This window comes from Streptomyces sp. NPDC046831 (assembly GCF_040645305.1).
Taxonomy (GTDB): domain Bacteria; phylum Actinomycetota; class Actinomycetes; order Streptomycetales; family Streptomycetaceae; genus Streptomyces.
This window is the reverse complement of the sequence record NZ_JBEYXZ010000008.1, coordinates 19052-34161: the sequence shown is the minus strand read 5'-3', so window position 1 is coordinate 34161 and position 15110 is coordinate 19052. Positions and strand designations below refer to the sequence as shown.

13 protein-coding genes are annotated in these 15110 nt (G+C 74.2%); all 13 read right to left on the bottom strand.

What is annotated here, in order from left to right; translation table 11 throughout:
* Positions 1-589: 589 nt before the first annotated feature.
* Genes ABZ920_RS10020 through ABZ920_RS09960 form a run of 13 tightly spaced genes read right to left on the bottom strand, consistent with a single transcriptional unit; the run spans position 590 to position 15105 of the window.
* A complete protein-coding gene (locus ABZ920_RS10020; RefSeq protein WP_361501080.1) occupies positions 590-1954 on the bottom strand; it encodes a glutamate-1-semialdehyde 2,1-aminomutase in 1365 nt (454 codons plus the stop codon).
* Between the two features lie 7 nt (positions 1955-1961).
* On the bottom strand, positions 1962-2513 hold the full coding sequence (gene rfbC / locus ABZ920_RS10015) for a dTDP-4-dehydrorhamnose 3,5-epimerase (RefSeq protein ID WP_361501433.1): 552 nt from the start codon (positions 2511-2513) through the stop codon (positions 1962-1964).
* An 11-nt stretch (positions 2514-2524) separates the two neighbouring features.
* Positions 2525-3757: a polysaccharide pyruvyl transferase family protein gene (locus ABZ920_RS10010; protein ID WP_361501078.1), complete on the bottom strand. Its 1233-nt coding sequence runs from the start codon at positions 3755-3757 to the stop codon at positions 2525-2527.
* Positions 3754-4701, bottom strand: coding sequence for a glycosyltransferase family 2 protein (locus tag ABZ920_RS10005; protein WP_361501075.1), 948 nt, complete (start codon positions 4699-4701; stop codon positions 3754-3756). The genes ABZ920_RS10010 and ABZ920_RS10005 overlap by 4 nt, the downstream gene beginning before the upstream one ends.
* Positions 4698-6026 (bottom strand): hypothetical protein, encoded by a 1329-nt coding sequence (locus ABZ920_RS10000; protein ID WP_361501072.1) that lies wholly within the window; start codon positions 6024-6026, stop codon positions 4698-4700. Before ABZ920_RS10000 ends, ABZ920_RS10005 begins: the two co-directional genes overlap by 4 nt.
* On the bottom strand, positions 6023-7306 hold the full coding sequence (locus ABZ920_RS09995) for a DUF4910 domain-containing protein (RefSeq protein ID WP_361501069.1): 1284 nt from the start codon (positions 7304-7306) through the stop codon (positions 6023-6025). Before ABZ920_RS09995 ends, ABZ920_RS10000 begins: the two co-directional genes overlap by 4 nt.
* Positions 7294-8319, bottom strand: a complete 1026-nt coding sequence (locus tag ABZ920_RS09990) for an SDR family oxidoreductase (RefSeq protein ID WP_361501066.1) — start codon at positions 8317-8319, stop codon at positions 7294-7296. Before ABZ920_RS09990 ends, ABZ920_RS09995 begins: the two co-directional genes overlap by 13 nt.
* Positions 8320-8322: 3 nt before the next feature.
* On the bottom strand, positions 8323-8970 hold the full coding sequence (locus ABZ920_RS09985) for a PIG-L deacetylase family protein (RefSeq protein ID WP_361501063.1): 648 nt from the start codon (positions 8968-8970) through the stop codon (positions 8323-8325).
* Positions 8967-9791 carry a glucose-1-phosphate cytidylyltransferase gene (locus tag ABZ920_RS09980; protein WP_361501060.1) on the bottom strand — a complete coding sequence of 275 codons (825 nt, stop codon included), beginning with the start codon at positions 9789-9791 and terminating at the stop codon, positions 8967-8969. The genes ABZ920_RS09985 and ABZ920_RS09980 overlap by 4 nt, the downstream gene beginning before the upstream one ends.
* A complete protein-coding gene (locus ABZ920_RS09975; RefSeq protein ID WP_361501057.1) occupies positions 9788-11077 on the bottom strand; it encodes a class I SAM-dependent methyltransferase in 1290 nt (429 codons plus the stop codon). The genes ABZ920_RS09980 and ABZ920_RS09975 overlap by 4 nt, the downstream gene beginning before the upstream one ends.
* Positions 11074-12348, bottom strand: a complete 1275-nt coding sequence (locus ABZ920_RS09970) for a glycosyltransferase (protein ID WP_361501054.1) — start codon at positions 12346-12348, stop codon at positions 11074-11076. Before ABZ920_RS09970 ends, ABZ920_RS09975 begins: the two co-directional genes overlap by 4 nt.
* A 2-nt stretch (positions 12349-12350) precedes the next feature.
* Positions 12351-13583 (bottom strand): O-antigen ligase domain-containing protein, encoded by a 1233-nt coding sequence (locus tag ABZ920_RS09965; RefSeq protein WP_361501051.1) that lies wholly within the window; start codon positions 13581-13583, stop codon positions 12351-12353.
* A 1-nt stretch (position 13584) separates the two neighbouring features.
* Positions 13585-15105, bottom strand: coding sequence for a right-handed parallel beta-helix repeat-containing protein (locus ABZ920_RS09960; RefSeq protein WP_361501048.1), 1521 nt, complete (start codon positions 15103-15105; stop codon positions 13585-13587).
* Positions 15106-15110: the final 5 nt, after the last annotated feature.

Genomic DNA, 15110 nt, shown 5'->3' with positions numbered 1-15110 from the left:
GGAGGCCTCGCTGATGTCCGATCACGCCCGAGCGGCGGGCGGTCGCCGGAAAACACCGCTGCTGACGTGCCCGTCACTTCGAGTCCGGTCGGCGGAGCACCGGCGGCAGTCGGCGGGAACACCGTGGACGTCCGGTCATGCCCGGCGCCGGGTCGGTGAGTGAGATGTCACCGCTGGATGCGTCGTCCAATCCGGTCGCTGATCGGTGAGGTCACGGGCGGCGTCGACCGGAGCACCCGTTGGCGTCCGGTCAGGCCTGGCGCCGGTCGGTGGGAGCACCGCTGGCGTCCGGTCAGGCCTGGCGCCGGTCGGTGGGAGCAGCGCTGGCGTCCGGTCAGGTCCGGCGCCGGTCGGTGGGAGCACCGCTGGCGTCCGGTCAGGCCTGGCGCCGGTCGGTGGGAGCAGCGCTGGCGTCCGGTCAGGCCCGGCGCCGGTCGGTGGAACACACTCACGGCGCCGGTTCGACGGCAGCACTGGCGGCCTTCACCGGCAGGCCCGCTGACGATCGGTCACCCCCGGTGCCGGCCGGAGGAAGGCCGCTGACCCCCAGTCACCATGCGCCGGACGGCCGGAGCACCGCTGGCTCCCGTCACGCCCGGCGGCGGAAAACGGGCTTCACCGGTCGTCCGCCGAGCCAGGGGGTGGGGTCGGCGGCGTCCAGTGCCTTGCGGTACACCGCACACGCCTGGGCCACCACGTCGACGGTGTGGTCGATGTCGGCGTCGCCGAGTGCGCTGCTCACCACGAACGACGGGGCCAGCACGCCGCCCGCGAGGAGCCGGCGCAGGAACAGGGTGCGGTACGGCTGCGACGGCTGCCGGTTCTCGTCGAGGGTGGCGAAGACCAGGTTGCTGGCCCGGCCCCGGACGACGACGTGGTCGCCGACGCCCAGGGCGGCCGCGGCCTCGCGGACGCCGGCGGCCAGCCGCTCGCCGAGGGCGTGCAGCCGCGCGGTGACGCCCTCCTCGACGTAGGTGGTGAGCACGGCCATCGCGGCCGCCAGGGAGTGCGTCTCCGCGCCGTGCGTGGTGGACAGCAGGAACACCCGGTCACCGGAGTGGCGCAGCCCGCCCAGTTCCATCAGCTCGCGGCGCCCGGCCAGCGCCGAGACGGCGAAGCCGTTGCCCAGCGCCTTGCCGAACGTGGAGAGGTCGGGGACGACGCCGTACACGCCCTGGGCGCCCGCCTCGGACCAGCGGAAGCCGGTGATCATCTCGTCGAAGACCAGTACACAGCCGTGCCGGTCGGCGAGCTCGCGCAGCCCGGCGAGATACCCGGCAGTGGGGTCCTCCCGGCTCGAAGAGGCCGGGGAGGGCGCGGTGTGGGAGGCGGGTTCGAGGATCAGGCAGGCGACCTCGTCCCGGTACCGGGTGAGCAGCTCCTCCGTGGCGGCCAGGTCCCCGTAGGGGAACGCCACGGTGAGCTCCTTGGCCGCCGCCGGGACACCGGCGGACATCGGCGTGGTGCCGATGAACCAGTCGTCGACGGAGAAGAACGGGTGGTCGGCGCAGACGGCCACCCGCGGGCGCCCGGTGGCGGCGCGGGCGAGACGCACCGCGGCGGTCGTGGCGTCGGAGCCGTTCTTCGCGAACTTCACCATGTCGGCGGTCGGCACGGTGGCCAGGAAGCGCTCCGCGGCCTCCGCCTCCAGGACGGACGGCCGGACGAAGTTGCTGCCGCGGTCGAGTTCCCGCCGCACCGCCTCGGTCACCCTGGGGTGGGCGTGGCCGAGGCTGACCGACCGCAGTCCGGAGCCGTACTCGACGTAGCGGTTGCCGTCGACGTCCCACACGTGGGCGCCGCGGCCGTGGCTGATGACCGGGGCCAGGTCCTGGGGGTACTGGTCGTCGCCCTTGGCGTAGGTGTGCGCGCCCCCGGGGATCAGGGCGTGCAGCCGCTCGTTCGCCGCCCGCGACCGGGGCAGCGGGAGCTCTTCGGTGTGTTCGGTGTCCACGCCGGCCTCAGCTCTCTTCCTTCCGCAGGACCTCGGCGAGGCTGGGCGCCTCCCGGTCCCGCCGGGACGTCGTGGTGACCGGCAGCGGCCACGGAATGTTGAGCTGCGGGTCGTCGAAGGCGATCGTCACGTCCTCGGCCGGGTCGTGCGGGCGGTCGATCCGGTAGGAGACGTCGGCGGTCCCGGTCAGGGCCTGGAAGCCGTGCGCGCATCCCGCCGGGACGTACACGGTCGCCTGCGTCTCGCCGGACAGTTCGAAGAAGGCCCGGCCCAGGTAGGTCGGCGAGTCCTTCCGCAGGTCCACGACGACGTCGAAGACCTCCCCGTACGAGCACCGCACGAGCTTGGCCTCGCCGGCGCCGGAGCGCAGGTGCAGGCCGCGCAGCACGCCCCGGACCGAGCGGGACAGGCTGTCCTGGACGAAGGCGTCCGGGTCGAGGCCCACCGAGCGGACCACGTCGGCGTCGAAGGTGCGGCAGAAGAAGCCGCGCTCGTCGGCGTGCGGCGTCGGCTCGAACAGGTACGCGCCGGCGATCGCCGGGACCTCGGTCGCTCTCATTCCTGGCGTGCTCATGAAGCCTCCCGCAGGGCGTGGGCGTGGTCGGCCGCCGGGAACAGGGCCGCTGTCAGGGCGGTGAACTGGTGCTCCAGGCGCCGGGCGGCGAGCAGGTTCCGCTCGGTGAGGGTCCGCCGCAGCTCCGCCGATCGCCGCTCCAGCTCCCGGAACTGCTCGAGCAACCGCTCGGCGTCGACCTCGCGGGCCGGGTGGCAGTACGCGCCGAGCCCCATCCGGGCCATGAGCGCGTCGCTCTTCGCCGCGTAGCTGACGGCGAGCGTCGGCGTGCCGGCCTTCAGCGCGCAGACCAGGTTGTGGTACCGGGTCGCCACCACGCTGTCGGCCGCCGCCACCTCCTTCATCAGGTCGGTCAGCGAGGCCGCCCCGGCGGCGGTGACCAGCGGCGAGTCCACCGCGTCGAGGATCGCGGCGGCCACCGGCGCGTCGCACTCGTCACCGGTGAGCAGCCGGACCGGCCTGCCCTGCTCGGCCAGCGCGCGGACGAAGCGGGTCGTTTCGTCGAGGTAGCGCCGGTGGATCTCCCCGGCCCGGGCCCGGTCGTCATCGCCGCCGTGGAAGTCCATGACCCCGACGCAGACCCGGCCCGGCCGTCCCGAGGGCGCGCTCGCCGGCGGCGCCGGCAGGGCGAACGCGAGGTCCGGGTAGACCTCGTCGTGCGCGGTGTCCACGCCCATCGCCCGGATCGCGTCGCGGGACAGCGTGTCCCGGTACGAGCGGTAGGCGGCCAGCCGCGCCGACCAGCGCACCAGGGCCCGGGTCGGCCGGCTGCCGATCGCGGCGGCGCCGACACCGGCCAGCGCGACCGGGGTGCCGAACAGCCGGCCGGCCGCGCACAGCAGGAACAGCGAGTACGGGAAGCCCCACGGCCGCAGCGGCAGCGTCGCCTCCAGGACGCCCATGCCGGGCACGATCACCACGTCGTGCCGGCGGACCCAGACGGCGGTGCGGACGGCGTCGGCGAGCTTGCCCGCGGCCTTCGCCGCGACGGCGCCCGCACCCGACGCCGTCCGGTACTCCCCGCGGTACCAGTGCAGCCGTGTCGCCCGTATCCCGTACCGGGCCGCGACGACCTCGGGTCCGCCGCACAGCGCGTCCACGACCGCCTCCGGGTGCTCGGCACGGAGGTAGCCGAGCACCGCCTCCAGCGACCCGTCGTTGCCGAGGTTGCCGGAGCCGAGCAGGCCGAACAGCCCGACGCGCACCGGAGCACCGTTCGGGGAGGTCATGCCCGCCTCCCCTCGCGGCCGGCGACGAGGGCGTCGACGGAGACGGTGAGCCGGGCCGGGTCGACCGGGGCGCGGTCCTCGACCCGCTCGCCGGCGCCCGGCCGGACCCTGCTGGTCATCCAGGCGGCGAGGTGGCGGTAGCACGCGCGCCGGTCGGCCGGGGACAGCGGCGCCCGCCGGACGGCGGAGACGAAGCCCCAGACGTACTCGGCCAGCAGCCGGGGCGTCGGGTGCAGCGGGCCTGCCCGGCGCGGGTCCAGGTTGACGCACCGGGAGCGCTTGGAGGGGTTCGCCCGCTCGGCGCGGGTGGGGTGGTCGCGGCGGAAGTACAGCAGCTCCGGCACCTGGTGGAAGGGCCCGTGCAGGGTGAGCTCGGCGACGAAGGTGCGGTCCGCGTGGTGGTAGCTGTCGTGCGGCCTCACCCGGCGCAGCACGTCGGCCCGCATCACCCCGTAGAAGTCGTCGCCGCCGGGCTCGAACAGCAGGCTGCGGAACCGCTCCGGGGCGTGCGGCGAGTCGGTGGCCAGCCCGTACTCGTAGGGGACCTTCACCCGGCCGGCGGCGTCGACGACCGCCTGGCCGCTGTGCGCGAGGACCACGTCCGGCCGCTCGTCGAGCGCCTCGACGCAGCGCCGCAGCAGGTCCCGGGCGTACAGGTCGTCGTGCGAGGCCCACTTGAACAGCTCGCCGCGGCACTGGGTGAACACGTGGTTGTGGTTCGGCGCGGCGCCGATGTTCCGGGTCAGCCGGATGTACCGGATGCGCGAGTCCCGCGCGGCGTACCGGCGGCAGATGTCCCGGGTCCCGTCGGTCGAGGCGTTGTCGGAGACGACCAGCTCGAAGTCCTCGTAGGTCTGGCCGAGCAGGGCGTCGAGCGCCTCGGCCAGGTACTCCTCGCCGTTGTACACGGGCAGGCCGATGCTCAGCCGGGGATGGGCGGTCATGGCGTCCTCACTTCACGGATGGAGTCCAGGGGTGGCCGGTGGCGCTCGCGCAGGGCGGACCGCAGGTGCAGCCACCACACGGCCGAGCCGCAGACGGTCGCGGCGGCGACGCCCCAGGCCGAGCCGACCGTGCCGGCCATCACCGCCCCGCCGAGCCCGCCGCCGACGTAGCAGGCGGAGGCGAACAGCTGGCAGCGCAGGCTGCGCCGGGCCGCGCCGAGCGCGCGCAGCCCGGCCGCCGCGCCGGTGCCGAGGCCGGCGCCCGCCACGCCGAGCGTGGCCGGCACGACGAGCTGGGAGGCGGAGTGCCAGACGCCGCCGAGCACGAGCTCGCCGAGCCGGTCCGGCACCAGCAGCAGCGCCGCGCCCCAGAGCAGCGCGGCGGCGGCCTGCCCGCCGCCCAGCAGGAGGCAGAACGCGCCCAGCCGGTGCGGGGCCCGCCGCAGCACCCGTGCCGCCTCCGCGACGGTGACCAGGGACAGCCCCATCAGCACGGCGAGGAACGGCCCGAGCAGCAGCTCGGCGCCCCGGACCACCCCGACCGCGCCCACCCCGACGATCGCGCCGAGCCCGTACGCCCGCAGCTGGCCCGCGCCGCTGACGCAGGTGTTCTCGACCAGGTACCGGCAGCCGAGGTCGCGATGGTCGCGCACCCAGGCGCGCGCTCCGGCCGGGCGGGGCCGGATCCGGGACTGGAAGCAGCCGTACACCGCGGCCACCGCGGCGGATCCGCCCCAGGCGAGCACGAAGGCGGCCACGCTGCCCGAGCGGGCCGCCACCACCATGGCCGGGGCGAGCGCGGCGCCCCACACGAGGTCGTTGACGAACGCCTTCCGCCCGGCGCCGGCGGCGAAGAACGAGTACCGCCAGGCGTCCTGCAGCAGCAGGCCCGGCAGCACGGCGCCGAGGCAGGCGAACGCGAGTCCCACCCGGCCGCCGGCAGCCAGTCCGGCCGCCACGCACGCCGCGCCGATGGCGGCGCCGACGCCGAGCGCGGTCCCCGAGGACCGGGCCACCGCCACGCGCCAGGAGGCGTCCGGCACACCGCTGAAGCGGACCACGAGCGGGTCGGTGGCCAGCCCGCGGGAGACGCTGAGCACCACGCCGTAGGTCACCCAGGCCAGGCTGAACACACCGAACGCGGTCACGCCCAGCGAGCGGGCCACGTAGACGCCCACCACGAAGTTGGACAGGCTGGAGGCCGCCTGGTCGGCCAGTCCCCAGGACAGCCGGCCGACCACGGCCCGCTCGGCGGCCCGCCGGGCCGGTCCGGCGGGGGCCGCCGACGCCGTCGCCCTGCCCTCCCCGGCGGTCATCGGCGTCATGCCTTGATCAGCCCGGCGCCCCGCAGGGCGCCGGCCGCGTCGGCGACGGTGTCGAAGGGCAGCCCGGACCGCTCGGCGACGTCCAGCAGACTGTGCTCGCCGTCGGACAGGCTGAGCACCCAGAGCATGGCCATCTGCGCCTGCTTGGCGTCACTGCGGCCGCCGAGCGAGTCGTACAGCCCGCGCCGGCCCAGCTGAGGCTCGCCATAAGGGCTGAGGTTGACGTACCGCCGGTTGCGGTCCAGCACGGAGAACGCCTCCCGGCACAGGGCGAGCGTGTCCGCCATCGCCTCCGGGGTGACGAGGTCCAGGTTGTCCGCCGAGGTGTGGTACTCGGGGTAGCCGGCGTACGGGGTCCGGCTGAGCGAGCCCACGCCGAGGTCGAACCCGGGCGAGCAGAACTGCCGCTCGTCGTAGCCGTACGGGGTGAACTCGGTGATGTGGTGCGGGCGTTCGGAGGCGGCCAGCACGTGGCGCATCACCCGGTCGATCTCCGCGTCGCCGCGCCTGCTCTGCTTGTACGTCAGCCGGCCCGGGTCGCCGGCGCAGGCCAGCACCAGCCCGTGCCTGACCCGGTCCACCCGCTCCGCGTTGCGGGCCAGCCAGGTGATCGCCCCGATGGTGCCGGGCGCGAACAGGAACCGGTAGGTGTGGTACGGCGTCCGCTCGGCCAGCGCCCGGGCCAGGAACGTCGCCACCGCGATGCCGGCCAGGTTGTCGTTGGCCAGCGACGGGTGGCAGACGTGGCAGGAGACGATCACCTCGTCGGGGACCTGCCCGGGAACCACGTGCTCGGCGTAGGTGAGATGGCCGTCGGTCAGCGTGGAGTCGATGCGCACCTCGTACGCGCCGTCCGGCATCGCGTCCAGGGTCTCCTGGGCCAGGCAGAACCCCCATTCCGGCTGGTAGTAGCTGGTGCGGTACGGCACCCAGGACGGGTGGTCCGGCAGGGTGTGCAGGTGCCCGCGCAGCTCGGCCAGCGGCATGGTCGCCGACACCGGCACGCTGTAGCCGAGCACGTGCAGGCTGGACGCGGCGAAGTCGACGACCCGGTTGCCCGCCGCGTCGGCGATGTACGCGTCCCGGATGTTCCACTCCCGGGGCACCGTCCAGTCGAGCACCTCGGTGCCGGTCGGCACCTCGTGGACCTGGAGCGGGACGTACTCGCCGACGATGTCCAAGGTGGCGCGCACACCGTCGCCGGTGATGCTGCGGCACAGCGGGTACAGCCGCTCCACCAGCGCGTACATCGCCTCACCCGCCGCGGTCACCGGCGCCACCTGAGGGTGTCGTCGACCGCGCCGGCGTCGGACGCCGCGCGCAGCACGGCGAGCCGGGTGAAGCGCCGCTCGAAGTCCTCCCGGCCCAGCCCGTGCTGCCGGTAGGCGTCGGCGAGTTCGAGCGCGCCCTGCTTCACCGTCCACGCGCAGTCGAAGCCGGGCACCGCGGCGCGGAACCGGGAGAAGTCCACGCGGTAGGACCGCGGATCGGCACCGGTCTCCCCGGTGATCACCACCTTCGCGCCGGACACCGCCTCGGCGACCAGTTCGGCGATCTCGGCGACCGTGACGTTGTTGGTCTCGCTGCCGATGTTGAACGCCCGGTCGTGCACCGCCTCCCGCGGCGCGGCCAGCGCGGCCGCGAAGGCCCCTGCGATGTCGGCGGCGTGCACCAGCGGGCGCCAGGGGGTGCCGTCGGAGAGCACCCGCACCTCGCCGGACAGCAGCGCGTGGCCCACCAGGTTGTTCAGCACGATGTCGGCACGCAGCCGGGGCGAGTAGCCGAAGGCGGTGGCGTTGCGCAGGTACACCGGGGTGAAGTCGCCGTCGGCCAGCGCGTGCAGGTCGTCCTCCACCCGCACCTTGGACTCCGCGTACGGCGTCACCGGGCGCAGCGGGGCGTCCTCGGTCACCAGGTCGTCCCCGCCGGCGGCGCCGTAGACCGAGCAGGTCGACGCGTACAGGAAGCGCCGGACCCCGGCGTCGCGGGCCAGCCGGGCCAGCCGCACGGACGCGTGGTGGTTGATGTCGTAGGTGAGCTCGGGCGCCAGCGATCCCAGCGGGTCGTTGGACAGCGCGGCCAGGTGGATCACGGCGTCCACCCCGGCCACGTGCTCGGCCGTGACGTCGCGCAGGTCCACCCGGTGCCCCGGCGGGTCGGCGGGCCCCGGGCCCAGCACGCAGTCGGCGAACAGGCCGGCGTCCAGCCCGACGACCTCGTGCCCGGCGGCCGCGAGGACCGGGGCCATCACGGTGCCCAGGTAGCCCTGGTGTCCCGTCAGCAGTACGCGCAAGGTTCATTCCCCCAGGTCGAGAGTGAGTTTGGTGACGGCGAAGGCCTCGGCGTAGCGCGCGTGGCATTCGATGCCGCGGATCCGCGCGAGACCGAGGAAGGCCTCCCGGTCGTACCAGGGCCGGTGCCGCTGCGAGGGGTAGTGCTCCTGCAGCAGCCGCACCTTCCGTTCGGCGGTCTCCGGCGACAGCGGCTGGTACGCCACCGGACGGACGAGGTCGCCGTCCCACTTGACGATCTCGTAGCCGAGCACGAGGTGGTCGCGGAACGCGGTGGACACCAGCTTCGCCAGACCGCGGTGGTCCTGGTGCGCGTCGTCGGTGCGCGGGGCCAGTACGAGATCCGGCTCGCTCCGCACCCGCAGCTCCTCGACGGCGGCCTTGGCCTCGTCCCAGTGCGCCGGCAGCCGGCCGTCCGGCAGCTTGAGCACGGTCAGCCGCACATCGGCGCCCGGGCAGAAGGCGGCGAGCGCGGCCTGCTCCTCCTGCTCCCGCTCGCTGCCACCGCCGGAGAGCACCAGCGCGTCCACGCGGACGCCCGGCCGCGCGCGGCACAGCGCCAGCAGTGTGCCGCCGGCGCCGATGGCGATGTCGTCGCAGTGCGCGCCCACCGCGACGAGCCGGTCCAGGCGCCCGGTCCCGAGCCGGATCACGTCCTCGCTCCGAAGCTGTTCCCGCCGGTCGCGCCCGCCCCCACGGCGTCCCGCTCCCACACGGCCCACGGGCGCTCGCCCCGGGCGTAGGCGGCGTCGAGCGCGGCCCGCTCCTTCACGGTGTCCGTCGGCTTCCAGAAGCCGCGGTGCCGGTGCGCCACCAGCCGTCCGCGCTTGGCCAGCCGGGCGCACCCGTCGGCGACCAGGTCCCCGTTCTGAGGGATGTGGTCGAAGATCTCCTGGCGGAGCACGAAGTAGCCGCCGTTCTCCCACAGCGGTAACTCGCTCACCGCGGTGATGCCCCCCACCAGGCCGTCCTCGCCCAGGTCCACGCAGTGGAACGAGGACTGCGGCGGCACCACCATCATCGACGCGCCGGCGTCGCGCCGGGCGAAGGAGTCGATCATCTTGGGCAGCGGGGCGTCGGTGAGCACGTCGGCGTAGTTGGCGAGGAACATCTCGTCGCCGTCGAGGTGGTGCCGCACCCGGCGCAGCCGCTCCCCGATCGGCGACTCGATGCCGGTCTGCACGAACGTGATCGTCCAGGAGGAGATGTCGGTGGACAGCAGCTCGGTCCGCCCGCCCCGCAGCACGAAGTCGTTGGACGCCGTCTCCTCGTAGGTGAGGAAGAAGTCCTTGATGTGGTGCGCCCCGTACCCGAGGCACAGGATGAACTCCGTGTGCCCGAAGTGCGCGTAGTAGCGCATGACGTGCCAGATCAGCGGCCGCGGGCCGACCATGGCCATCGGCTTGGGCACGTCGTCGGAGGCGCCGTTGCGCATCCGCATCCCGTAACCGCCGCAGAACAGGACGACCTTCATGCTGTGACCTCTCTCGACGCGGCCTCGACGACGCTCAGTTCGGGGATGGGGAAGACCAGCCGGCCGCCCCACTCGTGCACGTACGACAGATGCTCGACCAGCTCGGCCCGCAGGTTCCAGGGCAGGACGAGGACGTAGTCCGGTCTGTCGGCGGCCAACTGCTCGGGCGGCAGGACCGGGATGCGGGTGCCGGGGGTGAACCTGCCGTGCTTGTAAGGGTTGCGGTCGACCGTGTACGGGAGCAGGTCGGGCCGGATGCCGCAGTGGTTGAGCAGGGTGTTGCCCTTGCCCGGGGCGCCGTAGCCGGCGACCGTCTCACCGCGTTCGGCGGCCTCGACGAGGAACCGCAGCAGGTCCCGGCGCACCTTGGCCACCCGTGCGGAGAACTCCGTGTACCCGGACAGCTCCTGCAGCCCGGCGGCCTTCTCGCGGGCCAGCACGTCGGCCACCCTTTCCCGGGCTCCCGGCTCCGCCCGGGCGGGGGACACCCCGCTCGCCGGGTCGCCCGCCGCCTCGGCCGGCCGGGCCCACAGCCGGACCGAGCCGCCGTGCGTGGGCAGCAGTTCGACGTCCACGAGGGTGAGTCCGCCGCTCGCCAGGGCCCGGGTCGCGGACGCGACCGTGTAGTACTGGAAGTGCTCGTGATAGATCGTGTCGTACTGGTTCTCCTCGATCAGGGTCAGCAGGTGCTGCACCTCGATGGAGACCCAGCCGTCGTCGGCGACCAGGGCGCGCAGCCCCCGGGTGAACCCGGCCACGTCGGGGATGTGCGCGTACACGTTGTTGGCCACGACCAGGTCGGCCGGGCCGTGCTCGGCGCGGACGGCCGCGCCGGTCGCGGGGTCCAGGAACGCGGTGAGCGTGGGCACCCCGGCCTCCCGCGCCGCCGCGCCGACGTTCTCGGAGGGCTCGATGCCCAGGCAGCGCAGCCCGCGGTCCACCACGTGCCGCAGCAGGTACCCGTCGTTGCTCGCGACCTCCACCACGAAGGCGTCGGGGCCGAGGTCCAGCCGCTGTACGGCGCCGGCGACGAACGTGCGCGCGTGCTCCACCCAGGAGGTCGAGTAGGACGAGAAGTACGCGTACTGCGTGAACGTCTCCTCCGGCGTGATCAGCGGAGGGATCTGCGCGAGCCAGCAGTCGGTGCAGACCCGCAGGTGCAGCGGGTACGTCGGCTCCGGCCGGTCCAGCTGGTCCGCGGCGAGAAAGCTCTCGCACGGCGGGGTCGCCCCGAGATCGACGACGCTCGCCAGCGCCGCCGAGCCGCAGAGTCGGCATCGTGTCATCTACTGCCCCCATCCCGCTCGCGCGGGCGCCCCCGCCGCGAGCCAGTGCTTGCGTCCCCTGACGGCGGCGGGCCGACCCCGCCGCCGGACCGACCCGCGATCGCGGTGCGGTACCCCTCCACCAGGCGCTCCAGCCCGACGGCCGGGCTGAAGTCCCGCTCGTAACGGCGCCGGGCCGCCTGTCCCATCTCCTGGTTGCGCGCCGGGTCCGCGGTGATCCGGCGCAGGCAGGACGCGAGCGAGGCCGGCTCGCCCGGCCGGTGCAGCAGCCCGGTCACCCCGTCCTCGACGAGTTCGACGAAGGCGCCGTGACCGGCGGCGACGGCCGGGACCCCCGCCGCCATCGCCTCCACGGCCACCAGTCCGAACGCCTCCCGCCATGTGGAGGGAGCCACCACGGCGACCGACCGCGCGACGGCCTGCCGGCACTGCTCGGCGTCGTACAGGCCGGCGTACCGCACGTCGTCCCGGCCCGCCGCCCAGGCGGCCACCTCACGCTCCAGCGGTCCCGCGCCGGCGACCAGGAGCGGCACGCCGACACCGCCGCCGGCGGCGATCCCGTCCCACGCGGCCATGAGCAGCCGCACGCCCTTGACCTCGGCGAGCCGGCCCAGGAAGAGCAGGTGCTCGCCGGCGCCCGCCCGGCGGACGCCCGGGTCGGGCACGAAGTTGTGCTTGACCGCCAGCCGTTCGGCCGGCATGCCGGCCCGCACCAGGACGTCACGCTGCGCCGCGGAGATGCAGAAGAACCGCTCCACGCCGGACCACCACCGCCGCCGGTTGACCGACAGGCTGACCGCGAGCGGCACCGTCGCCAGCCGGGAGCCGCGGTAGCAGCCGTGCCGGACGGCGGGCAGCGGCGTGGACCCGACGCACTCGGCGCACGGCCGGCCGTCCCGCTGCAGCGTGCCGGGCGGGCAGACCTGGGTGTAGTTGTGCAGCGTGGCGACGGCGGGCACACCGGTGTCGGCGCAGGCGGCCAGCACCGCCGGCGACAGCAGCGGGAAGACGTTGTGGACGTGCACCACGTCCGGCCGCCCGGCGCGGAGCCGGGCCGCGAGCTCCGCGCGGACCGCCGGGTTCCACGGCACCAGCAGCGGCAGTGCGGCCTTGCCCGGCAGCGACCGGGCGGCGATGTCGTCGCTGCGCCGCTCGAACACCTCGACCCGGTGCCCGGCCCCGCGCAGCAGCGCCACCTCCTGGTCGACGACCTTGTTCTCCCCGCTCGGCTGCGCCGAGGCGTAGCGGTTGTGCACCACCAGGACGTGCATGGTCAGGTCACCTCCGATCCGCGGGCCCATCGCGGGACGGGCCGGCGGGAGACTCCGGGCACCGGCGGGGGAGCGGGCGCGGCGGGCGAGGCCAGCAGCGAGGCGGCCACGGCCAGGTGCAGCAGGTACGGCGAGGCGTCGCCCAGCCCGGCCTCGGTGTACGACGCGATCGCGCAGTAGCTGATCAGGAAGAGAGCGCAGGCCCTCGGCAGCGACGGGGGCCGCAGCAGCGCGACGCCGCCCAGCACGACGGCGACCGCCGCCACCAGGACGACGCCGGTCAGGCCCTGCTCGTGGTAGACGGCCAGCCAGCTGTTGTCGATCGGCAGCCCGCCGAACGACTTGTCGCCCAGACCCACGCCGAACAGCTGCTCCGAGGTGGACCGGGGCGCGGTCAGCAGGGCGTCCCAGACCTTGGCCCGGCCGGTGAGGCTGGAGAAGTTCTCCCTGCTCTGCCCGCGCAGGAACCACGCCTGCAGGGCGGAGGCGAACCCCACCGCGGCCACCACGGCGCACAGCACCGCCCAGGCGAAGAACCGGCGCGCGGCGGCGCTGGTCAGGACCAGCGAGCCGATCGCCAGCGCCAGCCCGAGGACAAGGCCCAGGGTGGCGGTGCGGGTGTGGGTCAGGGCGAGCAGGACGAGTGAGGGCACGATGACGACCGCCGCGCCGGCCCCGTCGGTCCGGCGGTCCAGCACGAGCAGCACGGTGAGCCCGGTGATCACCGCGGCGTACTGGCCGATCTGCGGCGGGGTCAGCGGCCACAGCGCGCCGACCAGCCGCCCGCCGTAGAGGTCGGGCATGGCCGTGCCCGGTGAGACGACCAGGCCGGCGGCCACCGACCCGAGCACCGCGAAGTACATCCGGATGTGGTGCCGGACGAACATCAGACCGCCGTCCCACCAGCGGCTGAGCAGCCAGAGCGTGCCGACGAACACGGCCAGCCGGGCGCAGCGGAACAGCGCGCCGAACCCGGACTCCAGGTGCACGCTGGAGATCACGCTCAGCGCGGCCAGCAGGGTGAGCAGCAGCAGGAAGGCGCCGGCCCGGATGCGCAGCCGGAGGTTGAGGGCGAGGGCCAGCGCGAACGCGGCGACCAGCGCGCCCATGGTGACCATCTGGATGAGGGAGCGCGGCAGGGTGACGATGGTCCTCGCCCCGGCGGAGCCGAGCGTGTTGAGGACCAGCAGTCCCCAGACCGCTCCGACCGTCCTCGACGTGGGGTCCGCGCCCATCTCAACCACCGTCCTGTGCCCGGAAGGTGCTGCCCGCGTCCTGCCGGTACGGCGCCGCCTGCCACTGCGCGGAGTCGAGGATCCGGCTCGGGTCGTGGGCGACGAACCTCCACGGCCCGACGTAGACGTTGTCGTGCCAGCGGTTGTCCTGCCGGCGGGTGATCGCCTCGGCCACCCGCTCGCCCCGGTACGGCGACCAGTCCGGGTAGGTGCCGTAGTTGGCCAGCACCGCCATCCGGTCGCACTTCACCGTGCAGTCCACGACGGACTTGTCCAGCACGAAGCGGTTGCCGTGGATGTCCACCCGCTGGGTCCTCCACCGGCAGTCGGCGTAGAGCGGCGGGGTGCGGATCGCCGGCGGTGCGCAGCGGCCGGAGTCCCGCACCAGCAGCGTGCAGTCGCCGGAGGAGGTGTTGGCCGGGCTGTTGCAGAAGCGGTCGGCGTTCTCCCACAGGGTGATCCCGGACCAGTTGTTCTCCAGCGTGTTCCCGTAGATCTCGATCCTGTCCGTGCGGGCCCGGATCCGCGGTTCGCCGCCGGACTCGGACAGGTACACGGTCGCGAACGGGAAGGAGTCGCCGCGGTCGGCGTACCCGCGGCCCTCGGCCCAGTTGTTCCGCCGGATCGTGTTCCTGCGGACGACCGCGTTGTAGCTGGTCTCGTAGATCAGCGCCGCGCCGTCGTTGTCCTCGAGCACGTTGTCCTCGACGCGGAAGTCGTTGTTGTTGGTGTCCGCCCACAACCCGGCGCCGCGGTTGCCGTGCACCCAGTTGCCGCGCACGTCGGCGCCGTCGACGGCCCAGAACTTCACGCCGCCGGTGCAGCCGCAGCCCGGCCGCCGCTTCTCCCAGTCGTCCCTGTTGTTGCCCGCGATCTCGTTGCCCTCGACCACCAGGCCGCTGATGCGGCCGTCGGCCTTGTACGCGTTCATGCCGTACTGGCCGTTGCCGCGCAGGCAGCTGGCGCGGACCCGCTGGCGGGCGCCGGCCATCAGCCCCGCGCCGGAGTTGTTCTGGATCGTCGCGTGCTCGATCACCCACCCGTCGGCCGAGTCGTGGTTGACCACGCCCTCGTCGTGCGGCGCGACGAAACCCTGCACGGTCAGGTGGCGGATGCCGACGTCTCGGGCGGTTCCGCCGAACGCGTACTGGTTGGTGCGCCGGCCGTCGAGCACCGCGCCCGGCGCGCCGAGGTAGCTGTCCCCCTCCTTGGGCACGACCTGGGCGTAGCGGTCCGGTGCGAGCCGGTGCCTGCCCGGCCGCAGCCAGAACGTGGTGTGCGGGGGACTGTTCCTGGTTTTCGTGGCCAGGTCGCCGGCCACCGACGGGTCGACCGTCACCGCGCCCGCCGGCGGCTTCGCCGGCCCGGCCGCGGGCCTGGCGCACACCCGGCCCACGGGCGCGGATCGCGCAGCGGTCGGCTCCGGCCGCGCCTCCGGCGTGCTCTCGCAGCCGGTCGCCGCCAGCAGGGCCAGCGCCAGCGGTGCCGCCGGCAGCGCCCGGTGCCGCCACTTGATCCCCACGCGCC

Bases quoted from the DNA above. Each gene is read 5' to 3' on its own strand.
- ABZ920_RS09980 (WP_361501060.1), bottom strand. From the start codon at position 9,791: ATGAAGGTCGTCCTGTTCTGCGGCGGTTACGGGATGCGGATGCGCAAC.
- ABZ920_RS10010 (WP_361501078.1), bottom strand. From the start codon at position 3,757: ATGACCTCCCCGAACGGTGCTCCGGTGCGCGTCGGGCTGTTCGGCCTG.
- ABZ920_RS09970 (WP_361501054.1), bottom strand. From the start codon at position 12,348: ATGCACGTCCTGGTGGTGCACAACCGCTACGCCTCGGCGCAGCCGAGC.
- rfbC (WP_361501433.1), bottom strand. From the start codon at position 2,513: ATGAGAGCGACCGAGGTCCCGGCGATCGCCGGCGCGTACCTGTTCGAG.
- ABZ920_RS10005 (WP_361501075.1), bottom strand. From the start codon at position 4,701: ATGACCGCCCATCCCCGGCTGAGCATCGGCCTGCCCGTGTACAACGGC.
- ABZ920_RS10000 (WP_361501072.1), bottom strand. From the start codon at position 6,026: ATGACGCCGATGACCGCCGGGGAGGGCAGGGCGACGGCGTCGGCGGCC.
- ABZ920_RS09975 (WP_361501057.1), bottom strand. From the start codon at position 11,077: ATGACACGATGCCGACTCTGCGGCTCGGCGGCGCTGGCGAGCGTCGTC.
- ABZ920_RS09965 (WP_361501051.1), bottom strand. From the start codon at position 13,583: ATGGGCGCGGACCCCACGTCGAGGACGGTCGGAGCGGTCTGGGGACTG.